Here is a 22056-nt window from a genome sequence, read left to right on the forward strand (position 1 = left end):
TCGCACCGTATGCCCCAACGCCTGCAGCTCGCGGGACCAAGCGATGACGCACAAGCTTCAATCCCCACCAGACACGGCGGCAGTTCCTGGAAAAATGCCAGCACGTGCCGGCGCCGCAACTGACGGCGTACGACCACCTCGCCGGCTGCATCAACGCCATGCACTTGAAAGACCGACTTCGCGATATCCAGGCCGACTGTCGAAATTGACTGCATAGGCTGCTCCTCCGAATCGTGGGAGCCTCAAACGGCGCCCACTCCTTGGCACTCTCGTGCCGGTGGAGGAGCCGTCCACAGCATCAAATGCGAAATACTCGCTACAAGCAGATGTTTTCCGCTCTACGGCATCTTCGCTGGGCGCTCAGCCATTTTTGAAGAGCGGGGAGGCCTGCCCTAGGCTGATAAGCTTTCGTATGAAGTCTTATCAGTCAGCCAATCGGGCTGTCCGCCCTTGGAGACGCCCTACTCGGCTATCCTGCGGCTCACCTCGCATTCCATAGCTCGTTGAGATCGACTTCGCCAATTTCCGATTTGCCGGATCTCCCTTTTTGAAGCATCGCCGCTGCCGGCATGGAAGTACGCCGTTAGTTCGGCGCCTCTCACGTTGGTCGTCGATACTCATCCAGCAATGTGAGCGGAGGGGGTGGCAGAGGCTCCCTATGCCTCCTTCCTCGCCACTCAGCCGCTCGTCGACCGCGCCCGCGAAACTTGCCACGTCGCCGGCGCGGCCGTTAGACCTTACGCCGCGCGAACGTAGCCGTACCGCAGATTCGAGGGCTCTTTGGCCGCCAGCGCATACTTTTCCTTGAGCGAAGCGAGACGATCCTGTGAGAAGGCCGGCATCCCGGTGTTGTCAGCCGCTTTCAGCCTGATCTTATAGACTTTGATGGCGTCGCTGCGATTGCTTGATAAGCGCGGAGACGACGCTTTCGGTATCCTTGTTCGCGACCTTTACTAGCATCAGGCTTCGACACATGGATGCGATCCGCGGCGTCATGGAAGACATGAACCGCCAATCAAGCGGGCGTTAGATTGCCGTTCATCCGTGCGTGAAGTCGCCAGGCTTCAATCCGAGCGCTTTCACAGCGGCCTCCGGAAGCGGTCCCCACGCTTCCACCTTTTCGTTCGGAGCCATCATCGCGGCGATAATCGCCACAGCGGTTTCCGGATCCCTTTCCGCCACGAAATAGACCGAGCGAACGGGTGGACCGCCGCCTAACGGCTGAGTTGTTACCAGGACAACCTGACCATTTGCCATGCTTCGATATACCACCGCCGCAGTGCCGCTTCCATGATCGCGTAACCCCGCAGGACGGCAATGGCGCACGGCAAGGCAAACGCGCCATGGTCTTGCATCGTCCCGGCGTCACCACCAAATGGCACAGTCATGGGAGGCACAATCGCTCGAGGAGCGAGAACGTGGCCAGCAAAAAAATGCCAACCCAAGATCTCCCGGTGATCGCCCGATTCGAGGTATGCTACCGCAATTACCTCGCGCCAGACGGCTCCATCAGCCGCCTGCTCCCTGCCTTCGCCTCCGATGCCAACCTGCTTGTAGCGCTTTACCGATCGATGGTGCTCCTGCGCCTGTTCGACCGGAAGGCTGTTGCATTGCAGCGCACCGGGCGGCTCGGAACCTATGCCGTTTCGCTCGGCCAGGAGGCGGTATCGGTCGGAATAGCCAGTGCGATGCGAGATGAAGACGTACTGCTGCCTTCCTATCGCGACAACGGTGCGCTGCTTTGGCGTGGCGTCAAACTGGAGGAGATCCTGCTGTTCTGGGGCGGCGACGAACGAGGCAATTGCTTCTCCTCCGGGCCGGCCCACGATTTCCCGTTTTGCGTTCCCGTCGGATCACAGGCGCCGCATGCCGCCGGCGTCGCGTACGCCTTCAAGCTGCGCAAGGAGCCGCGTGTCGCCGTATGCCTTTTCGGCGACGGCGCCACCTCCAAGGGCGATGTTTACGAAGCGATGAATTTTGCCGGTGTACACAAATTGCCGGTCGTGTTCGTCGCCACCAACAATCAATGGGCCATATCGGTACCGTTGCGGCTGCAGACCGGCTCGGAAACGCTGGCGCAGAAGGCCATCGCCGCCGGGTTCACAGGCGAGCAGGTAGATGGGAGTGACGTGGTGGCGATGCGCGCCGCGGCTGAAGAGGCCATTGCCGCAGCCCGCGATGGTAATGGCCCACGCTTCCTCGAGGCGGTTACCTACCGGCTCGGCGATCACACGACCTCCGATGATGCATCACGCTATCGTCCGGCTGAAGAAGTTCAGGCCCATTGGAAGGAAGAGCCGATTGCGCGGGTACGGGCTTATCTTGCTGGCCAAAAGATGTGGAGCAAAGCGGACGAGGAAAAGCTTGCAACCGAGTGCCATGAGCGCATCGAGGCCGCGGTCGAACGCTATCTGGCAACGCCGCCACGCCGGCCCGACACCATGTTCGATCACCTCTATGCCGCTCTGCCCGAGGTCTATGCCCCGCAACGCAGCGAACTCGCGGGAGAGGACTATGCCTGAGGTAACGTTGGTCCAAGCCATCAATCTGGCGCTTGGCCGCGCGATGGAGGATGATCCGAGCGTGGTCGTGCTTGGCGAAGATGTCGGCGTCAATGGCGGCGTGTTCCGCGCCACCGTGGGTTTGCAAAAGCGCTTTGGACCCGAGCGCGTCCTTGATACGCCGCTTGCCGAACTCCTGATCAGCGGGCTCTGCGTCGGCATGGCGGCGCAGGGGCTGAAACCCGTCGGCGAAATCCAGTTCATGGGGTTTCTCTATCCCTGCCTCGATCAATTGGTGAACCATGCATCGCGAATGCGCAACCGCACCCAGGGGCGGCTCACCTGCCCGATGGTTCTGCGCACGCCGCACGGCGCCGGCATTCGTGCGCCCGAGCATCACTCCGAAAGCACCGAGGCGATGCTCGCCCATATTCCAGGCTTGCGTGTCGTCATGCCCTCGTCGCCGGAACGCGCATACGGACTTCTGCTTGCCGCGATCCGCGATCCTGATCCCGTGGTATTTCTGGAGCCGACACGGCTATACCGCGCAGCCAAGGGCGAGGTGAAGGACGACGGTGAGGCCTTGCCGCTGGATGTCGCCTTTGTCTTGAGGGAAGGTCGCGACGTCACGCTGATCAGCTGGGGCGCGATGCTGAAGGAAACCATGGCTGCGGCCGATGCACTCGCTGACGAGGGTATCGCTGCCGAGGTCATCGATCTCGCCACGCTCAAGCCCTATGATGAAAGCACCGTGCTCGGTTCGGTCGCAAAGACCGGGCGCTGCATCATCGTACACGAGGCGGCACACACTGGCGGATTTGGCGCTGAGATCGCCGCGCTTATCGCTGAACGCGGCTTGTCCTCGCTGCTTGCACCCGTGACCCGCGTCCCGGCTACGACACGGTCATCCCTATGGCGCGGCTTGAGCAGCACTACATGCCTTCGGTCGAGCGCATCGTGACCTCAGCCCGAAAGGCGTGCCAGTTCAACTGAACTGCAACGGACCTTGCCCCATGCGCCAGTTCGTGTTGCCGGACCTTGGAGAAGGCCTTGAAGAGGCGGAGATCGTCACCTGGTACGTCAACGAAGGCGATCATGTTGTCACCGATCAGCCGCTCGTTTCGGTGGAGACCGACAAGGCGGTCGTCGAGATACCGTCGCCGTCGAGCGGACGTATCGCGCGCCTGTTCGGCGCCAAGGGAGATATCGTGAAGGTCGGCGCGCCGCTCGTCGAGTTTGCCGAGGGCGCCGAGCAGGACACCGGCACAATTGTCGGCGAGCTTGGCAGCGACGAACATCCGCCGGCAGGGATCGTTACCACGCGACCGGCCGGACAGGTGTTTCCGGCGGTGCGCACACTGGCGCGCAAGCTCGACGTCGATCTTCGACTCGTTGAGGGGACCGGCTCCGGCGGCAGCATCACTCGCGCCGATGTCGAACGGGCGGCCAAGCGTGTGTCACAGACCGGCCCTGCCGAACCCCTGCGCGGTTTGCGCCGCGCGATGGCCCAGCGCATGACGGCGGCCCATGCCGAAATCGTCCCCGCCACAGTGACGGACGAAGCCGATATCAACGATTGGCGACAGGGCGAGGACGTGACAATCCGGCTGGTGCGCGCCATCGCTTCTGCCTGCAAAGCAGAGGCGGCGCTCAACGCCTGGTATCATTCCGGCAGTGGAGAACGGCGCCTCATCGGGCGCATCGATCTCGGCATCGCCGTCGATACGGAAGGCGGCCTCATCGTTCCCGTGCTGCGCAACATCGCGGAGCGGAGCGTCCCGGACCTGCGGAGCGGACTTGACCAGTTGCGGGCCGACGCGATCGCCCGCTCGATCCCTCCGGAAGAGCTGCGCGGCGCGACGATCACGTTGTCGAATTTCGGGATGATCGGAGGCCGGTTTGCCAATCTGGTCATCGTGCCGCCGCAAGCGGCAATCGTGGGCGCCGGCCGGATTTCGGAGCGGGCGGTCGCGCATCGCGGCCAGCCCGCAGTGAGGCGCATACTGCCGCTGTCGCTCACCTTTGACCACCGCGTGGTGACGGGCGGTGAGGCCGCTCGCTTCATAGTCGCGCTCAAGTCCGATCTTCAGCGGATTTCGTGAACCACGTGCGAGAGCAGGCCTAAGGTCGCTCAACTTTCGCCGGGGCTGGCATTTCACATCCCGAACAAGCATTTTCAACCAGCAAGGGGGCGCTGAAAGGCGGCCCCTTTCGATTCCGACGCTCGCGGTGGAGAATTAGGACAGTCGCAGGTGCTCGTTATGCACCCTGCCTATTCGCCTCTCAGCTTCTTTTCGATGTAGTCGTTTACGGTCTGGGCGAAGTCGTGCTGGGCCCCAATGACCGCGTTCCGTTGCTCCAGCACGTCGAGCTGGATGAGCCGGAGGCCGCTTTTTCTGCCTCTTTCCAGTGTTACGTCCCAATATTCGTTGATGGCCCGCTCAGCCAGCGAAATGGCGTTCGGGTCGCCCTTGGCGATCAGCCGACGAAGGATTCCTTGACAGGTGGCTAAGTTTGGCATCAGCCGGATATTGCGGCGTTGCCCAGGTAGCCGCAAGCCGGACGGGGAGCGCAATGGACGCTCTTGCACCGCAGGCTTCTTCCCCCTTTAAAGCCTAGTCCATCTGGCGCATGAACAGAGTTCGGCAGTCTGCGAACAAATTAGGCCACTGCGGAATTCAACTTAGGACACCCCTTACTTTTTACCGGCTATGCGGTCTAAGAGTTCGTGCAGGCGCTTCACAAAACCTTCAATCCAGCGGTCCACCGCTGTACTTCACCCGAAGTTCCTTGATCGCGAGTGCGGAAAGCTTCGCCGGGTCGCGCACGCCAGTCTGCGCGATCTCGATTATTTTCTTGGCGATCATCTCGGCTAGCGGGTCATTCCGGTCAACAAGACCAATGGTGTGCAATGTCTTCTCGTAGGCCGTTGTCAACCGGCTGATCTCGTCCGATCCCATCGGCAGGTTTCGCAATAAGCGATAAATGGGCATGTGGTGCTCCCCTTTTTTCTGGCGGGAGCCGACACTCTCAGTCACCGATAACAGCCACGGTCCAAGAGGTGATGCAGGAAACAGTATTCTTGAAATGTCCGTCAGACCAGTCAATTCAAAACATTCAGCTTGAAAACTCCCGGCCCCTCGGGGGAGAAGGAGCATCAGAAAGACTCAAGTGAATTCTATATTATAGGCCATTGGTGTCTCTATAGTGTCCCGAACAGCTTTAGTGACCGATCCGATGCCCCTCGTCACCGGACGCCAACCGTGGCCGCCAGGATGATCTTCTCTTGGCTCTTCGCGGCAAGGGGGAGCCCACGACCGGCAATTCTAAAACGCCGCATCACTGGAGGCGCGATTTCACCAGAGTGTCCGAGGGCCGTTCGCCGAACTGAAGACGATAACTCCTCGCGAAATCACCTAAGTGCCAAAATCCGAGAGCGAGCGCACACGCCTTTACGCTATCCGCTCCGGCCAGCAGTCGTTGCCGCACGAGCCAGAGACGCCTCAGGCGCAAATATCGATGGAGGCTCATTCCTCGGTATCGCTTGACCGCCTCGTGCATGGTTCGCACCGAGGCGCCAACTTCTCGCGCAAGTCCATCGCTGTAGACCGGACGCCCAATGTTACCGGACAATACTGCCTGAATATCTCGGAAAATCCTGAAATACCCGAGGCAATTCGCATGAAACGCCCATCTTGCGTCAACAACGTGGGCGAATGCGGCATCAATTCCAGCCAGTAGGGACTCCCGGATTGCGGACGAAGCGTCGCCCGCCTCCCAGGCATCGAATGACGCGGAAGTTGACAGGATCTGCCTCACGAGCTCGCGCAGCCAATGCTGCGCAGCGGTGCTCGTTTCGAACGCTTTCCAGTTGGGACCTGCCTGCGGCCAGCCACGATCCTGTATCGCTGGCGTGAAAATGATCGATGTGAATTGCCGCTCGGCTCGTTCGACCGTGGAATATGCAGCACCGCTGCCGCCGATCGCGATAGCTGAGTGATCTCTTTCGACCCCGTTGAAGCGAATGGGAAAACCGTCATCCATCGAGAACCCGACAGCTGTGCAATTATCGGCAAGCTGACCATCGGCGATGCGCGGGAAAGACTTGGCAAAATTGATGTCACATCCCGGGAGATTGAGGATGACTTGCTCAGCAGAGATTTTCCGTGCGAGAGGCGTAAATTCGACCTTCAGATTTTGCACGGCTGTTCGATACTGATCGAGATCAGTAAAGCGAAATACCTTTGGCGCCAACACAGCGAGAACCTTTGTTCTCCTATTGAGGGCCAAGGCGGCCCTTTAACAATACTAAAGCCGAATCGGGTTCTAGGGATTCCGGAATACTACGGATTGAGTGTATAGCGACCAACACGTCAGGGCTCAATGAGCCAGCAGTAGAACGAGGATCATTTTGGGTGTGAGGACATAATCAGGAACGCATCAATCAAGTCAATGAGCAGCAGATGATGCAGTTGTTGGGAGCATTCATTCAGGGCGTTGCAAGGCATTAGCAAAGCAATGGGAATGTATCGAACTCCTCCATTGAATTGCTGCGCTGCGGTCTAGATCGCACCTGCTCTGGTGTATTTCTGCTCCCCGCGATAATCTAATGCTCGGCTGGGGGCCTCACAATGTTCGATGTGTATTTGAACGACAGGCGCGATCTGCTCGTCGTGCGCAACGGTTTATCAATTCCACCTCCTGACGTGTCAGGCAAATGGCGTAAGAAGAAGAGAAAAGTCGCTTCCGTTAGCGAGGAAATTAGGCTCGCTGTTCAGGCGCAAGGCTACTACATGCGCAAGCTAAAGGATTTTAGGAAACGCTAGTCAGCGCGGCGCATGTGTACCCTCTACGGCATCACCAACCCGGCCGCATTCTGGCGCTCTTCCGCTTGGGATATTCAATCGCTATGTCGGCAACCTGACGCCGATGCCCGGCGTCTTCCCCAATTATTCGGCGCCAGTGACCCGCAACACGGAAGCCGGGACCGAGATGTTAGTACCGCGCTGAGCTTTCATCTACGCTTCATTTGTCCGTAGGGCGCTGCGCCCGCTGAAGGCTTCCCTGTTCCGCCGCTTGCGAGGTACGGGTTATGGCGGCCTCAAACACCGCAATACGGCGATCGAGATGCCATAGCTCGATATCGTTGATATCAACTAGCTGCTCAGCACGTTCTCGTGCTTCACGCTCGTCGGCACACTGCAAATTGGCCACGCTTATAACGTGGCGGTGCTGATCCAAAAGGTAAGCTCGGTAGTGCGCCACCCCACACCCCCAAAGGTCAAAAAACAATACTCTCATTCATACAAAGGGAAACCACGGAACTTTGGGCTCCGGAGTGCGCGCTTGATGTCTATCCCTTTCGCGCGCTGATCACGGTATCATCACCTCAATCCTTCAACGAGCGCCCTCCAGCCGAGTGCATCCTTCGCCGTTACCAGCGAAGCGCCGAGCGTTGCCAAGTAGTGTGGCAACTCGCAATCGGGACGCGCGTTCATACTGCCGACAAACGAAGCGACCGCGTTCTTAAGATCACCTCGGTCGAGGTGATCGAAGGCCCGTTGCTTGCAGCGCGCGACATATTTGTCGCGCGCCAGTTCAATTAACAGGGAACGTTCCATTCCGTCTCCCCAACCGATGACTGCTTTCAACCGTGGAGTTGAAACGGAGTGGATTTGGCCCGTCTGTTCGAAAGCCGACAAACGGATGCTTTTGGTCGCAAGTGTGGGAATTAGGATACAGGCGCACACGCGACTAATGCGGTGGTCGAGCCATCCGTCCCGTCCCGAGCGATGCCGGCCATCCTAACCGCCGATGAAGAGCGGGATGTGTGGATGCGCGCGCCGTGACGCGCGGGGCCGGGAGGGAAGAGAAGATAGGACGGCAGCGTCCTTGCCTACAACATGAAAAGGGTAATCAGCATTCTGGGCGTTGGTGGTTTGATGGAAGCGATCCGCGCCTGAGCCAGGCCCGGTGATCAACATGTCGAGCTCGCCTGCCTAAAGCATCACGTTTTCACACAGGCTGGGTCAAAAGCCGTCATCCGGCCCCAGATCAAAAACTTCTGCTAAGGGGCCAACAGGTGACATAGCAGGATGACGAGCACACAGAGGCCGCCAACTGACGCGGCCTTACTCACTCTTAAGTTCCGCGACCTTTCGATCTTGAAGCCATAGCTCTACGTCGTACCCGTCAGCCAAGACCTTGGCGCGATTCTTGGCTTCGGTTTCGTCCTCGCAAATCAGTTGGATGCGAAGCTCGATATGCCCGTCGAGGCCCATGAGATAAGCGCGGTACTCGTGCATCTGGTGACCCCCTTTCACAAACGAAAGGCCACCAACTGAGGCGGCCTTATTCTTCAGGAGGTTGCAGGCCCGGCGACGTCAGCCACCCGTCTATAGCAGACGCCGTTTCGAGCTGGCGCAGTTTGCTTTCTAGAAGATCACGTTGCTGTCCCGGCTGTGTGTTTTGCAGTCCCGCGATAATGCGGGCCCTCTCCGCGTTCAGATTGTCGTCAAATGTGTGGGAGTGTGAGCGTCGTCTCATGGCACTCTCCCTTCCCTAAGTGAATTGGGCAGGAGCGCAACCGGCGTTCTGATCACCGATTTGAAGCAACGATGCCGTGTGCGGTGATGGAACCAGTATGCACTCGGAGTCGGAGCGACGCCAGAACAAAACTTAGGTGGAGGCTCTCAGCAGCCGCGCGCGGCCTTACTGCACGAAATAAATTCTCGCCACCGCCCCAGCAACGAGCAGCGCAGCGCCGATGGTGGCAACGCCAAGGCAGACGCGTGCTTGGATTGAATACGTATTGAAATGAGGAGGGTCGATCATGCTCGCTCCTCTTGGTCTCGCGGGAGTGCGATCAGCTTCTCAAAGGGCCTTTCGGTCCCCTAATCGCAAATCGAAGTCATTGTCCCGGCGCTTAATCGCAGTCCTGGCCCACCTTTTGCTGGGACGGTACTTGCTCGACCTTTCGGGCGTCATCGATGCAGCCCCTTCAGGTGTCATCGATGAGGAGAAGAAAGATCAGGTTGAGGCTGCCGAGAACCGGCCCTCCACCGGCAGTGGCCAATGCGATGGCACTGATGCTGGCCTCAGACCCGCCGGCTGACGATGCGTAGCCGTCCCTTCTCCGTTTCATCGACGAAGCGTCGATCCTTCGCCAACTCGGCGTCTTTTCTGCGACGGCTGAAGCAGTGAGATTGAGCATTTCGCGGCGCAGCGCGGACGTCGAGGCGGCCAGAACGGCCTTGCCAAGCGCGCTTCGCACCAGCACTCGCCCCTTCGCTTCTATTCGCCGAATTTCGTTCGGATAAACAGATATTCGACGGTTTATCCGCAAGGGTTCTAAGTTGTTGAATTCTGGCGCGCCATTCGGAACAAAACTGCGAACTCATGTGTTGTTGAAATTGCAAATCGTTAGGCGCCCCATGGGATATTCATGCACAGGTCGGCGATGCAATTCGAGCACCCGCTACCACGCATATCGCACCGTGCCCTTGCCCGCGTAGCTGCGGGTGACGTTGGAAAACTCGCCTTCGAAGGTTGCCGCCGCCGACCAGCCGTTGATCCATTCCATCTCGGCGGACGCCGTGGTGAGCGCGGAGTCGCTCGCCTGCCGCGCGCCGTTGACGACGAAGCTCGCGCCGGGCAGCGCCTGGAAGGTGGTGCCGATGGTGCGGTCCGGGTTGAAGTCGTGCGCCCAGGCGGCGCGGCCGCGCAAGGTGAGGATGGCGTTCTGCACGGCATAGGATTTGTCGGCGCGCAGGCCGAGTTCGCTGCGGGTGTCGGTGACGCTCTTCGAGCCATAGGCCAGCGCGAAGGTGTTGGCGCCGGAGATCGCCTGTTCGGCATAGGCGGGCAGGTCGAAGGTGGTGAATTGTCCGGCGGCATAGGGCGTGAGGCCGACGCCGCCGGCCCATGGCGTGACGTAGCGGTAGCCGCCTTCGACACGTCCCGAATACGCGTTCGCATTGAACGCCGCGCGCAGCCGATCGACCCCGGCGATCGTCACCGTGCGATCCGTCGTGACGTCCTGCCAGCCATAGGCCAGCGCGCCCGAGAGATAGGCCGCGCCGACCGTGTGGTGCACGAAGGCGCCGGCCTGGAACAGGTCGGATCGGCCGCTGCCGCCACCCGTCACGCTGAAATTGGTGCCGCCGCCGGCGAGCGCGAAGCCGGCAATGGTGTTGGGCGAGAAGCGGTAGTCGGCGCCGACCGCGGTGCCGAACAGGCGGCTCGTGGTGGCGTTCGATCCGAGCGCCGCATTGCCGTCGGTGGTCTGCGAACCGCCGAAACCCGAGGCCCACACGCTCCAGCGCGGATCGTAGGTCTGGGCCGCGGGCGCCTTGCTGAACATCGCATAGGCGTCGCGCGCCGCGCGGCTCTTCGCCGTCGAGGCATAGCTGTTCGCGCTGCTGTCATCGGCGAACGACGATGCGTCCGGCGCATCGAAGCCGCGGCCGAACGTAAATGGATCCGTCATCATGCCCATGAACTGCGTCATGGCGTTGAACGTCGTCTGTTGCCCGCCGGTCGCGGTCTCGCCGGAGGCCTGCGTGAGCCCCGCCTGTGTCAGCCCGCCATAGACCAGCGGAATGCCGCCATTGCGGTTGAAGTAATTCACCAGCGCGTTGCCGACGCCGGACTGGTTGCCGCTGAGACCGGTGTTGGGCGGCGCGATAAAGGCCAGCGCGAGGTCGAGATAGGCATTGTTGGCGTCATAGCTCAGGCTGGTCTTGAAGCCTGACGGCAGATTGGTGTTGACGAAGGTCCCGAACGTGCTGCCGCCGAGGCCGCTGGTGGCGTTAACGATGGTGTATTGCTTCGCGACATAGCTGCCAGCCGCGAAGCTCGCATTCACGGTGGCGCCGCCAAGGTTGGCAGTGCCCGTCACGTTGACGCGGTCGGCATTAACAGGCGAGACCTCGATCATGTAGCGCGATGCCGCCGTAAGCACGAGATTGCCCTGCACGGTCAGCAGCCCGATCGAATTGCCCGGCGCCAGCGTGCCGCCATTGATGGTGGTATTGCCGACGATGCCGGTGCCGCCGAGCGTGCCGCCGTTGTTGACGGTTACGCCGCTCGACGCGGTGATCGAGCCGTTCACCGCCAGCCTGCCGCCATCGACGCTGGTCGCGCCGGTATAGGTGTTGACGCCCGACAGCGTCAGCGTGCCGCTGCCGGTCTTGGTCAGCGAGCCGGTGCCGGTCACAGCGCCGGCATAGTTCGTGTCGGTCGCCTGATCGATCGCGAGCGCTGCCGCTCCCAAGGCGACGGTGCCGCCCGTGCCTGACAGCGACGACATGGTGAGATTGAAACCGTTGAGATCGAGCGTGCCGCCATTCACCGCATAGGCGGTATTGCCCGCGAATGCCCCGGCGGTGCCCGCCCGCAATGTGCCGGCCTCGACCGTGGTGGCGCCGGTATAGGTGTTGACGCCCGACAGTGTCAGCATGCCGCTGCCGGCCTTGACGAGCGCGCCGGTGCCGCCGATCGCCTGGGAGACCGTCGTGTTGAATCCGTTGGTGTCGAACGTGCCGCCGCCCGCGTTCAGTGTGATGGCGCGGGTGTTGGCCAGATCGAAGCTCGCGCCGAACTGCAGCGTACCGCCGCTGAACGTCAGGCCGCCGGTATTGGCGCCGAGGTTGTTGTCGGCCGAGATCGCCAGCGTGCCGGCATTGATCGTCGTGCCGCCGGTGTAAGTGTTCGCGCCCGACAGCGTCAGCGTGCCGCTGCCGGTCTTGGTCAGCGAGCCGCCGGCGCCGCCAGAGAAACCGCCGTCCTGGATGACGCCGGAAAACGTGGTCGAGAGATTGTTGCCGCCGACCGCCAGGTTTTTTGAGCCCAGAAAAACGCTGCCGGCGCCTTCGATCGAGCCGGCCGTGGTGCCGCCGGTCATGAGCAAGGAAATGTCGAGAAGGCCGGTGCCGTTCAGGATGAACCGCGCGGTTCCACCGCTGGCGCTATGATCAAATCCGATCTTGCCCCCGCTGTTGGTGGTGATGGTGGCGCTGCCGGCCGTGCTGGTGGCGCTAAAGTCCAGGAAGCCGCTGTTGATGATGCTCGCGCTGCCGCCCGTGCTGCTGTCGAAGAAGAACACGTTGCCGAAGTTGTTGTTGATGATGGTGGCGCTGCCGGCCGTGCTGCTTTCGTTGAAGGCCACGTTGCCGAAGTTGTTGTTGGTGATGGTGGCGCTGCCGGCCGTGCTGGCGTCGTTGAAGTTCAGGCTGAAGTTGTTGGTGATGGTGGCGCTGCCGGCCGTGCCGGTGCCTTTGAAGCGCAAACTAAAGTTGTTGGTGATGCTGGACGACGCGATCGAGCCGCTCACCGCCAGCTCGCCGCTATCGACGGTGGTAGCGCCGGTGTAGGTGTTCGCGCCCGACAGCGTCAGCGTGCCGGCGCCGGTCTTGGTCAGCGAGCCGGTGCCGGTCACAGCGCCGGCATAGATCGTGTCGGTCGCCTGATCGATCGTGAGCGCTGCCGCTCCCAAGGCGACGGTGCCGCCGGTGCCTGACAGCGACGACATGGTGAGATTGAAACCGTTGAGATCGAGCGTGCCGCCATTCACCGCATAGGCGGTATTGCCCACGAACGCCCCGGCGGCGCCCGCCCGCAATGTGCCGGCCTCGACCGTGGTGGCGCCGGTATAGGTGTTGACGCCCGACAGCGTCAGCGTGCCGCTGCCGGTCTTGGTCAGCGAGCCGCCGGTGCCGCCAAAGAAACCGCCGTCCTGGATGACGCCGGAAAACGTGGTCGAGAGATTGTTGCCGCCGACCGCCAGGTTTTTCGAGCCCAGAAAAACGTTGCCGGCGCCCTCGATCGAGCCGGCCGTGGTGCCGGTCGTGCTAAATGAAACGTCGAGAGCGCCGGTGCCGTTCAGGATGAATCGCGCGGTTCCTCCGCTGGCGCTTTGAAAAATTTGGCTCCGGCCACCGCTGTTGGTGGTGATGGTGGCGCTGCCGGCCGTGCTGGCGTCGCCGAAGTCCAGGGTGGCGTTGTTGGTGATGCTGGCGCTGCCGGCCGTGCTGCTGTTGAAGAAGCCCATGTAGCTGGCGCCGCTGTTGGTGATGGTGGCGCTGCCGGCCGTGCTGGTGTTGTCGAAAAACGTGGTGCCGCCGCTGTTGTTGTTGATGGTGGCGCTGCCGCCCTGGATGTCTATGCCGGCGCCGGTGAAAGTGAGCAACTGGCTGTTGCTGAAGCTATAGTTCGACGCGCCCGCGTTGAACGTCCAGCCGCCGACCCTGGTGCCACCCGATAACGACAGCGCGGTCCTGCTCGAGGTGCCGAAGAAGGCGGTGCCGGTCGGCACCGCGCCCGGGATCCAGTTGGCGGCGGTGTTGAAGTTGCCGGTGCCGGGCGTGGAACTCCACGTGGCGTCCTGCGCCGCGGCCGGCAGGGTCGATGCCAGGCACAACGCCGACGACACCAGCAGAACGGTCCGCAACCGGCGGACGATGTCCGTTGGCCTTTTGAAGTTCCCCGACACCATAGCCCCTCGTCCCGCGCGGCGAGTTCCGCCGCAACGGCCCCATTAAAGTTGCCGCCGAGGGTGCCTCGCAGCAGCGCCGGAGTCCTGACGCGGGGTGGGTGCTTTTCTGACCCTTTTCTGACATTCGCGTTGTGTTTGCGGTCTGGTGGCGATTTCTGATATTTGCTGCCGCATCAGACGTCCCGGGGGAGGCAAGGTGCTCCGTTTTGCTGGCTTTGAGCTCGATCGGGCGCGAATCGAACTGCGCGGGCCCGACGGCGAAGCCATCAAGCTTCGCCCGCAAACCTTCGCGATGTTGACGCTGTTTGCCGCCAACGCCGGACGCGCCCTCAGCAAGCGGGAGTTGATGGAGGCGGTCTGGCCGAACGTCCATGTCGGCGACGACAGTCTGTTCAAATGCATTCGCGAGCTCCGAACGGCGCTCGGTGACGATCGGCGGCAATTGATCAAGCTGGTTCCCGGCCACGGCTACAGGCTCGACGCCCAAGTGACGAGCGAGCCCGTGACGAACGAACCCGCCGGCGGTGCGGCTGCCCCTCCCGCCGACGGCGCGGAACCTGTCGCGAACGTGGCGACCGAGGCTGAGCTTGCGAAACCACGGTGGTCTCGCTTTGTCCAGCGCGGCCCGGCGGCGCTCGCCGCCGTCGCGGTGCTCGGCGCCGCGTTCGGCTTTGCCATCGCGGCGCCGATGTTTGGCCCCGGCTTCTTCGTATCCAGACCACCGGCTATCGCCGTGATGCCGATCACCGGCTCCGATGCGGACGCTGTCCCGACGGCGGCCGCTGTCACCATCCGCCTCGCTGACGGACTGGCGAAGATCGAGAATATCCGCGTCCTGACGCCGGAAGCGGGCAGCGATTCGCCGCAGGCGGCCTCGGCGCGCGCGGCGCAAGCGGACTTCATATTGAGCAGCGAATTGCAAAACACCGGCCCGACATGGGAACTGCGCGCCCGCCTGACCCGGACCGCAACCCAGGAAGTGATCTGGTCGGCGCCGGTTTCGGTCGCGATCGGCGAGACGGACGTGGGCTTGCAGCAATCGCGGCTCGCGGCGGGCCTCGGCCATCTGCTCGCGCTGCGCCTCAATGAGCTGGTACCGGCCGGCGTGCCGACCGATGGCGCAGCCAAGGGCGTGGTCGAGCAGGCCACCGCCCAGATCAACCAGACCAGCAAGGAGCGTTTCGCGGCGGCGCAGACCATGCTGGAAAAAGCGCTCGGCGATCACCCCGACAATGTGGACATCCAGGTCGCGCTCGCCGCGCTGCAACTGCGCGGCATCCAGATGGTCTGGTACAGCCCGGCCGATGCCGCGGCGGCGGAGAAGAACGCCAAGGCGATGCTGGAACGCGCGTTGCGGACTAGGCCGGCTTCCATTCCGGTGCTTCAAGCCTATTGCCGCTTTCTCAACGCCACCAACGAATTCACCGAAAGCCTGGTGGCTTGCGCCAGGACGTTGGCGTTCGACCCCTGGGACGGAATGGCGCTGTACCACATCGGCCTGGCGCAACTTCCACTTGGCCGCTTCGAGGACGCGCTGGCTACGTTCAAGCAAGCCGACCGGTTTGATACGCCGCTGGTGTCGCGCTGGACCTGGCTACTTGGCGCGGGAGTGAGCTACCTGATGATGGGCCGCGACGAAGAAGCGTTGCCCTGGCTGGAGCGATCCATCGCCATCACGCCGGCATCCGGGCGTCCGCTCTTCCTGCTGGCCGCGGCGTACCAGCGATTGGGCCGGTCAGACCAGGCGAAAGCGGCCATAGCCCAAGGGCTCGCCCTGCGCCCCGGTACGACAGCGAGCAACGTCGGGATCCCGACCAAGAATGTCAGCGCCGCATATATGGAAGCGCGCGGCCAGATCGAACAGGCGCTGATCGAGGCCGGGTTGCCGGAACGCTAGTTCGATTCGCGCTCGTGTGAATTCCCGTTCCAGGCAACAATGCATGACACTGAGGCCAACAAAATGTACGTCATCGAGAGAATGAGTGTTCTATCCTTTGGACGTCCCTTCCTGGCTCCGAACAACTTTCACGTTGCGACCGCGCGGGTGCGAGCCACGTGTAGATTTGACCGACAGCTGCTTTTTCCCCTCGTCTCGAACGTCGAAGGTGCCGCGGCTTACAATCTCCGAAAGCACGTCTGACGTGGCCTTGCACTTTTAGACGTCCAGGTTTCCGTATGACCTGATGGCAGAGCCGCATGAAACGGCGGACGAGACTTTACTGACCAAAACCGCCGCTGCGTTAGTCAGGGACGCTCGCTTCCGCGCTGCCACCGAATGAACGTGCGGGCTCAACTATGAGCCTATCGGCTGGGATTCGATCAACTTGACGAAGTGCTTTCCGATCTCGACAATCTCACCAAGTCTTTCTCCGGATAAACGCATCGGAAGTGGCCACGCCTGCGAATGCACCACGTCTTTCAACGGTTTATTGATCTAATCTCCGTGGCGGAAAATCCCGCAGATTTTCGCGATGCTATTGCCACTGCGGCAGCCGCTCTCGACTTATCTTGCCTTGCGTATCTTGTTCTGCTGAGGGATGGAGATAGCACACCAAGTTTGATTTCTACGTATCCTCGCAGGTGGACTACTCACTATCTTGAGAACCGGTATCAGCGGATTGATCCAGTAATCATGGAGGTGCTCCGGAACCCCGAGCCGTTTCGTTGGGGGGTTGATTTAGATTGGCGAACTCGTTCGCAGGCACAACAACAACTGCTCGATGAAGCTTCGCAATTTGGGATCAGGTTCGGCTTCACTATTCCCATTCACGACGGACGCGGCCCCATCGCCGCCCTCAGTTTCGCGTCCGAACACCGGCGTGTGTCGTTCGAGAGTTGCATCGCGTCCCAAGCGCGTGTGCTGCAACTTATGGCGCTTTACTTCCATGCTCACGCGCATCGCAAGCTCAACAGCGAGTCAAGTAGCGGTAAATTGCCTCTCTCGCGCCGCGAACTTGAATGCCTGGAATGGGCTTCACGAGGGAAAAGCAGCTGGGAGATCGGGAAAATCCAGCGCGCCGAGGTCGAGCTGTTGAGGCCTACTGATAAGGTTTTCACCAGACTGATAAGCATTGTCGGTTTTCCTTATCAGTCTGCGAACTGACTCCGTTTTCGACCAAAGCTTATTAGTCAATTGGCTCCCCCGTTTGCGCCAACCCGTCCGGTCGCTGTGGTCGGCCGCTACCGCGAAATGCAAGGCGCGTTGCCGACTGCTACATTGCACGGCGATTGTCGTATCTACGAGCGGCGCGCTCATAACGATCTGGTTGCAGGTTCGAGTCCTGCCGGGCCCACCAAGAATATCAGTGTCTTGCTTGGTCTTCGTTGCCCTCAGCGCGACTACCGCACCAGAAACCGCACTTATGCGCCAACTCGTGCTCCCTCGTTCGCCAGCATGGCGCCTGCCACGACCGCAGCCTCGCAGCCGTCAATAGCAGCCGCTGAAAACGCAGCGTCGATTGACTCCGGTGTCGGAACTTCAATCGGATGCAGGACAAGGCCCATAGCCTGAGCGGCTTTGGAATACGACTCGACGTTGTTTCTTGTGGTGACCGGGTCCAGCGATCGATCTTGGAGAAGTCCCACGCGGCTCAGGCTTGGGATAGCTTCCTTCAAAAGGCTCAGGCGTTTGCCCGTAAGATCGGGCGCCATAAACGACAGTCCAGTTAAATTTCCACCCGGATGCGCCAGACTAGCAACAAGGCCAGAGCCGACCGGGTCTGGCGCGACGACGAAGACAATAGGGATTGCGCTCGTGATCTGCTTGAGCGCAACGGCTCCAGGTACAGTGATGGCAATGATGACATCGACATTGCTTACCACCAGTTCGCTGGCAAGGCTGCGAATCCGCTCCAGCTGTTCGGCGGGAAATCGATGCAAGAACAGGACGTTCTTGCCCTCGATGTAACCAAGATCATTGAAAGCCTTGGTCAGGATATCGAGATAGATCTTTTCTTCCTCCGCACTGCCTGCGTGCCAAAGGACCCCGATTTTTGCAATTCTCGTGCTCTGCTGCGCGTGCGCGATCAGTGGCCAAACAGCTGACAACCCTGCAACCCGGATGATGAACTCCCGCCGTCGCATGTGTGCCCCCTCAAGAACTAAGCCTGTGGGAAGGGTAGATTAGCACTTCCTGGCCGAGCCGCGAGCGCCAATGAAGCATTGCGATGTACCGATGTTCCGCATTGGGTCAAAAGCAACGGTGGACGCCAAGTTGGATCGCGTCCGGTTTGCCTCTGACAGCCGACATGACACGCGCTCAATCGACCTTCGGCTAAGGGCCACTTCCGGACTCGTGCACCCTAGCGAAGTTAGGCTTCGTTCGGTCGCTTCGACGGTAATGGCGAGCACGGGCCGCCGACCGCCGACGGGCAGACACAACTTCAAATGTTGATTTCGAGGGCCGGACGAAGATGTTCGTCTTGCTATTCCAGATACGGCGTCAGCACACCTTCGATCCATTTCATGAATGCGCGGACTCGGCGCGACAGATTGCTCCGATGTGCGACGACGAGGGACACGGCGAGCGCCCGGCGACGAAAATCGGGTATGATCTCCACAAGCGCTCCACTTTCCAAGTATCGGCCAATCCCCAAGAGTGGCGCCTGAATCAGGCCAAGGCCGGCGAGGGCAGCGGCTTCATAGGTCTGCGCGCTGTTGACGTGTAGCGCACCCGGCAACTGAAACGTCGCGTAGCTGTCGCCGTCCGGATATTCCCATCCATAGGGTTTTGCGCCCAGCATCGTCGAAAAATGAATTGTCCGATGTTCCTGACGCTGGAGATCATCTAGCGATCGAGGGACGCCGTAGCGCGCCAGATAGGCGGGACTGGCAGCGTTGACCATGCGCAACAGGCCCAGTGGACGGGCAATCAGCGTCTCGTCCCGTATTGGTCCAAGCCGCAATACACAGTCGAACCCCTCTTGAACCAGATCGACTTGCCGATCCGTACTCGACAACTCCAGCTCCAACTCGGGGTGAGTCGCCATGAAATCTGGCAAGGCCGGCACGATCGTTGCGCGCGCCACCTCGGTCGGAAGATCGACCCGTAAACGCCCGCGGAGTGCCACGCGATCGCTTGCGAACATCGAGTGTAGGTCATCGACTTCAGCGAGCAGATCGCGCGCACGGGCATGAAATACCCGTCCGTCTTCCGTCAACTGCACGCTGCGCGTCGTCCGGTGCAGAAGCCTGACACCGACATCTTCTTCCAGCTTCCGGACGGCCGTTGAGGCCCTCCCCTTTTGGATGCCCAGGCTATCGGCTGCGCGGGTGAAGCTCCCCATTTCCGCTACCGTTATGAAAATGAGGATCGGTTCGAGATTCTGCATTTTCTTCGTGCCTCAGTATTGTTCGCCACAGAGAGAACAGTGAGTTCATTTCCTCGGCGTTTATCATACCCAAGAGACACAGTACTTTCAGCTCCGAATATGGGATCCCCCAGCGGAGAATGACAAATGTCCGAAACTATGAACCTGCATCAGGTGCCCGAAGCTATGGCCTTGCATCGCAGCCTGTGGGCCGGCCGGATAATGAGTGCGATTGTCGTTATCGCGCTAGTGGCAGACGGCACTATTCAGCTTTTCGCGCCGGCACAGATCGCGAGCACGTTGCAGGAAACCGGGTTCGCGATGGACCTGACCCGTGTCGTGGGTCCGATCATACTCGCCTGCGCCATCCTTTACGCCATCCCGGCCACCGCCGTCCTCGGCTCGATCCTAGTGACGGGCTTTTTGGGAGGTGCCATCAGCGCCCATGTCCGCATCGGTGAGTTGGGGTCGCCGCCGGAAGTCATTTCCCTGCTTCTGGGCGCAATGACGTGGGGCGGCCTCTACGCGCGCGATCCCCGGATCCGGGCCATTCTGCCGCTCATCCGTTGAACCAATGGGGCAGTGCTCTGTCCCTCAAGATCAGGAGAAAACACATGTTTTTAGTAATGGGAATCACGGGAAAAGTGGGCGGCGCAACGGCAGAACATCTGTTGGCGCGCGGCAACGAAGTACGCGCGTTGGTCCGCAATCGGGAGAAGGCGTCAAGCTGGGCGAACCGGGGCGTGGAACTGGTTGACGGTGATTGGAATGATTCGGCAGCCACCGAGCGGGCGCTCAAAGGCGTCGAAGGCGCGTTTGTCATGTTGCCTGCCGTCTGGGCTCCCTCGCCCGATTACAAAGAAGCCAAGGTCGTGATTGCGAACTATGTCGAGGCGCTAACCAAGGCAGCGCCGCCGCGAGTGGTTGCGCTTTCGTCGATGGGTGCGAACAGGAACAGCGGGCTCGGGATGATCACGGCATTGTCGCTTCTGGAGCAAGGTTTTCGCGACCTGATATCGCCAATCGCGTTTGTGCGCGCAGGTGGATTCTTCGAAAACTTCCTCTACGGCTTGCAGGTCGCCCAGGGCGGAACGCTACCGGTCTACTACAATCCGACAAACCGGAAATCGACCATGGTGGCGACGAACGACATCGGCACGGAGGTCGCAACCCTTTTGACCGGGCCAGCGTGGTCAGGGCAGCGCGTCGTCGAGCTTGGTTCGATGGTCACCGCGGATGAAGTCGCGGAGCAATTGGGTGAAGTCCTGAATCTCGACGTGAAAGCCTTTGCAGTCCCGCGTGCGGGGTGGGCGGAAGCGTTCGAGCAATTCGGCATCCCGAAGGGCCACACCGGACCTGCAGAAGAAATGTTTGAGGCCGTGAATGCAGGATGGATGGACCTTGGAATCGAGGGTACGGAGCACGTAGCGGGTACGACGTCCGCACGCGATGTATTCGAGGCTGCACAGAACGCCGCCAAGGCGTAAGTCCGGGACGGATCAGGCATGAGACGGAGAGTGCCCGCTTCTGCCTCGGCTAGACGAGAATAGCGCGAGGTCCGTTCAGGGTCAAAAGCGGCTGTCAGCCAATCAGTGGGGCGACGTCCGGATTCCCTCCGACAGCAGACGTGGCGATGGCTTCCGTGGTGTTCAGCTCAGGGCCATGAACAGACATAGCCTCACTCGTCGCGTTAGCGCCGAGCTCTGACCGCCGCTGCAAAGCGTCCTAATAAACCAGGCTAGTGCCGGGCGGCTTCTCTAGCGCGGCGGCCAACGACCGGTACTCCTCGCAGCCAGTCCCGCAAATCTCCGCGATCCGACTCAAATGATATTGGGCCTGCTCGCGGTTGCCCTGCTCGAGCTGCCATAGACCGTAATATTGCCAGGTCAGCACATGGTTCGGATCGGCCTTCAGCGCGCGCTCGTACCAGAGCTGCGACTGCCTGTAGTCGCCGAGCTTGCGATATGAGTAGCCGATGAGGTTGGCCACATTCGGGTGATCGTCGTGGCCGAGCGTCTTCAACTGCTCAATCGCAGAGGCATAGTCAGTGCGGTCGTAGACCGCCGAATAAGCTGCGCGGTACCCATGAGCAAAGGCGGGGTCGTCGAACAGGGACTGCTTGGCTTTTTTGGCCTTGGGCGCGTGGTTGGCCTTGTTGCCCGACCGCTTCGGGTATGACGAAGGCGGATAAGCGGAGCGTTGCCCCATCCCGCTATAGTCTGCCTCACTGCCACCCGGCTCAGTGCCCGGGGCCGCAACAGCCGGAGTGACCGAGAACGCAGCGATCAGCGCAAACGAACACGTTGTCAGCGTCACAATCCTGATCATCAAGTTGGCCATAGGAACCTCCTGCAAGGCTACGCCTTCGAGCTCCCAATCCAGCCGAACATGTTAACTCCATTACCTCAAACATTCCTGGAAAGGTATTTAGAAAAACGAGATTTGGTGTGACAGCAATGTTGTCTTATGAGCCGGTCAATGTCCGCAGCGGGTCAAAAGCGCCTTTTGCGAGGTCGGCCAGTCACTTCCGGTGTACCTTGATGAGCGGACCTTCTGAGAGGCCGCGCAGACTTCGCAATCGGGCCACTTGCGGACGTGAAGTCAGTGAGCACGAAGGACAGCTGTGGAGCGCGACCGGACGTAACGCGATCACTTGACCCGCTTCCACAGAAACTCAAGCGTTATGCCAGCCGGATTGCGGGGGTTCACAAATGTCATCTCGTCGGGACTGATAGCTGTAACGACACGCCGT

At 60.7% G+C, this 22056-nt stretch carries 17 protein-coding genes and 1 pseudogene; 7 read left to right on the plus strand and 11 right to left on the minus strand.

From position 1 onward, the window contains the following. The first annotated feature begins 1433 nt into the window (after nucleotides 1-1433). The 3 genes and pseudogenes from pdhA to ABIB99_RS40765 all read left to right on the plus strand — a co-directional run bounded on the left by pdhA (nucleotide 1434) and on the right by ABIB99_RS40765 (nucleotide 4603). Nucleotides 1434-2522, plus strand: coding sequence for a pyruvate dehydrogenase (acetyl-transferring) E1 component subunit alpha (gene pdhA / locus ABIB99_RS40755; protein ID WP_249807685.1), 1089 nt, complete (start codon nucleotides 1434-1436; stop codon nucleotides 2520-2522). Continuing rightward, nucleotides 2515-3494, plus strand: a pseudogene (locus ABIB99_RS40760) (alpha-ketoacid dehydrogenase subunit beta). The gene pdhA and the pseudogene ABIB99_RS40760 overlap by 8 nt, the downstream one beginning before the upstream one ends. A gap of 20 nt (nucleotides 3495-3514) precedes the next feature. Beyond that, nucleotides 3515-4603: a dihydrolipoamide acetyltransferase family protein gene (locus ABIB99_RS40765; RefSeq protein WP_354181357.1), complete on the plus strand. Its 1089-nt coding sequence runs from the start codon at nucleotides 3515-3517 to the stop codon at nucleotides 4601-4603. Between the two features lie 170 nt (nucleotides 4604-4773). Here the strand turns inward: ABIB99_RS40765 and ABIB99_RS40770 are convergent, their stop codons facing one another. The 8 genes from ABIB99_RS40770 to ABIB99_RS40805 all read right to left on the minus strand — a co-directional run bounded on the left by ABIB99_RS40770 (nucleotide 4774) and on the right by ABIB99_RS40805 (nucleotide 13950). Then, nucleotides 4774-5076, minus strand: a complete 303-nt coding sequence (locus ABIB99_RS40770) for a hypothetical protein (RefSeq protein ID WP_354181359.1) — start codon at nucleotides 5074-5076, stop codon at nucleotides 4774-4776. Nucleotides 5077-5251: 175 nt separating this feature from the next. After that, complete coding sequence (locus tag ABIB99_RS40775) at nucleotides 5252-5494, minus strand: hypothetical protein (RefSeq protein WP_247344453.1); 243 nt, start codon at nucleotides 5492-5494, stop codon at nucleotides 5252-5254. Nucleotides 5495-5840: 346 nt separating this feature from the next. Continuing rightward, nucleotides 5841-6791, minus strand: coding sequence for a helix-turn-helix domain-containing protein (locus tag ABIB99_RS40780; RefSeq protein WP_354181361.1), 951 nt, complete (start codon nucleotides 6789-6791; stop codon nucleotides 5841-5843). Between the two features lie 735 nt (nucleotides 6792-7526). Further along, nucleotides 7527-7715 carry a hypothetical protein gene (locus ABIB99_RS40785; protein ID WP_354181363.1) on the minus strand — a complete coding sequence of 63 codons (189 nt, stop codon included), beginning with the start codon at nucleotides 7713-7715 and terminating at the stop codon, nucleotides 7527-7529. A gap of 170 nt (nucleotides 7716-7885) precedes the next feature. Next, a complete protein-coding gene (locus ABIB99_RS40790) occupies nucleotides 7886-8122 on the minus strand; it encodes a hypothetical protein (RefSeq protein ID WP_354181365.1) in 237 nt (78 codons plus the stop codon). Between the two features lie 1090 nt (nucleotides 8123-9212). Beyond that, nucleotides 9213-9335 (minus strand): hypothetical protein, encoded by a 123-nt coding sequence (locus tag ABIB99_RS40795; protein WP_354181367.1) that lies wholly within the window; start codon nucleotides 9333-9335, stop codon nucleotides 9213-9215. A gap of 166 nt (nucleotides 9336-9501) precedes the next feature. Next, nucleotides 9502-9780, minus strand: a complete 279-nt coding sequence (locus ABIB99_RS40800; RefSeq protein ID WP_354181369.1) for a hypothetical protein — start codon at nucleotides 9778-9780, stop codon at nucleotides 9502-9504. A gap of 198 nt (nucleotides 9781-9978) precedes the next feature. Continuing rightward, nucleotides 9979-13950, minus strand: coding sequence for an autotransporter outer membrane beta-barrel domain-containing protein (locus ABIB99_RS40805; protein ID WP_354181371.1), 3972 nt, complete (start codon nucleotides 13948-13950; stop codon nucleotides 9979-9981). Nucleotides 13951-14191: 241 nt separating this feature from the next. On the opposite strand from ABIB99_RS40805, the gene ABIB99_RS40810 reads away from it, so the two are divergent. Next, nucleotides 14192-15892, plus strand: coding sequence for a winged helix-turn-helix domain-containing protein (locus ABIB99_RS40810; RefSeq protein WP_354181373.1), 1701 nt, complete (start codon nucleotides 14192-14194; stop codon nucleotides 15890-15892). Between the two features lie 507 nt (nucleotides 15893-16399). Next, a complete protein-coding gene (locus tag ABIB99_RS40815) occupies nucleotides 16400-17098 on the plus strand; it encodes a helix-turn-helix transcriptional regulator (RefSeq protein ID WP_354181375.1) in 699 nt (232 codons plus the stop codon). A gap of 257 nt (nucleotides 17099-17355) precedes the next feature. On the opposite strand, the gene ABIB99_RS40820 is transcribed toward ABIB99_RS40815, so the two are convergent. Next, nucleotides 17356-18078: an ABC transporter substrate-binding protein gene (locus tag ABIB99_RS40820; RefSeq protein WP_354181377.1), complete on the minus strand. Its 723-nt coding sequence runs from the start codon at nucleotides 18076-18078 to the stop codon at nucleotides 17356-17358. A 341-nt stretch (nucleotides 18079-18419) separates the two neighbouring features. Continuing rightward, nucleotides 18420-19325, minus strand: coding sequence for a LysR substrate-binding domain-containing protein (locus ABIB99_RS40825; RefSeq protein WP_354181379.1), 906 nt, complete (start codon nucleotides 19323-19325; stop codon nucleotides 18420-18422). 126 nt (nucleotides 19326-19451) lie between these two features. On the opposite strand from ABIB99_RS40825, the gene ABIB99_RS40830 reads away from it, so the two are divergent. Beyond that, on the plus strand, nucleotides 19452-19874 hold the full coding sequence (locus ABIB99_RS40830) for a DoxX family protein (RefSeq protein ID WP_354181381.1): 423 nt from the start codon (nucleotides 19452-19454) through the stop codon (nucleotides 19872-19874). A 44-nt stretch (nucleotides 19875-19918) separates the two neighbouring features. Beyond that, a complete protein-coding gene (locus tag ABIB99_RS40835) occupies nucleotides 19919-20791 on the plus strand; it encodes an NmrA family NAD(P)-binding protein (RefSeq protein WP_354181383.1) in 873 nt (290 codons plus the stop codon). A 238-nt stretch (nucleotides 20792-21029) separates the two neighbouring features. Here the strand turns inward: ABIB99_RS40835 and ABIB99_RS40840 are convergent, their stop codons facing one another. After that, nucleotides 21030-21644 carry a tetratricopeptide repeat protein gene (locus ABIB99_RS40840; RefSeq protein WP_354181385.1) on the minus strand — a complete coding sequence of 205 codons (615 nt, stop codon included), beginning with the start codon at nucleotides 21642-21644 and terminating at the stop codon, nucleotides 21030-21032. Nucleotides 21645-22056 lie beyond the last annotated feature (412 nt).

Source organism: Bradyrhizobium sp. LA6.1, assembly GCF_040547805.1.
Lineage (GTDB): Bacteria > Pseudomonadota > Alphaproteobacteria > Rhizobiales > Xanthobacteraceae > Bradyrhizobium > Bradyrhizobium barranii.

Bases quoted from the DNA above. Each gene is read 5' to 3' on its own strand.
- pdhA (WP_249807685.1), top strand. From the start codon at position 1,434: ATGCCAACCCAAGATCTCCCGGTGATCGCCCGATTCGAGGTATGCTAC.
- ABIB99_RS40765 (WP_354181357.1), top strand. From the start codon at position 3,515: ATGCGCCAGTTCGTGTTGCCGGACCTTGGAGAAGGCCTTGAAGAGGCG.
- ABIB99_RS40775 (WP_247344453.1), bottom strand. From the start codon at position 5,494: ATGCCCATTTATCGCTTATTGCGAAACCTGCCGATGGGATCGGACGAG.
- ABIB99_RS40790 (WP_354181365.1), bottom strand. From the start codon at position 8,122: ATGGAACGTTCCCTGTTAATTGAACTGGCGCGCGACAAATATGTCGCG.
- ABIB99_RS40795 (WP_354181367.1), bottom strand. From the start codon at position 9,335: ATGATCGACCCTCCTCATTTCAATACGTATTCAATCCAAGCACGCGTC.
- ABIB99_RS40815 (WP_354181375.1), top strand. From the start codon at position 16,400: ATGCACCACGTCTTTCAACGGTTTATTGATCTAATCTCCGTGGCGGAA.
- ABIB99_RS40820 (WP_354181377.1), bottom strand. From the start codon at position 18,078: ATGCGACGGCGGGAGTTCATCATCCGGGTTGCAGGGTTGTCAGCTGTT.
- ABIB99_RS40825 (WP_354181379.1), bottom strand. From the start codon at position 19,325: ATGCAGAATCTCGAACCGATCCTCATTTTCATAACGGTAGCGGAAATG.
- ABIB99_RS40830 (WP_354181381.1), top strand. From the start codon at position 19,452: ATGTCCGAAACTATGAACCTGCATCAGGTGCCCGAAGCTATGGCCTTG.
- ABIB99_RS40835 (WP_354181383.1), top strand. From the start codon at position 19,919: ATGTTTTTAGTAATGGGAATCACGGGAAAAGTGGGCGGCGCAACGGCA.
- ABIB99_RS40840 (WP_354181385.1), bottom strand. From the start codon at position 21,644: ATGGCCAACTTGATGATCAGGATTGTGACGCTGACAACGTGTTCGTTT.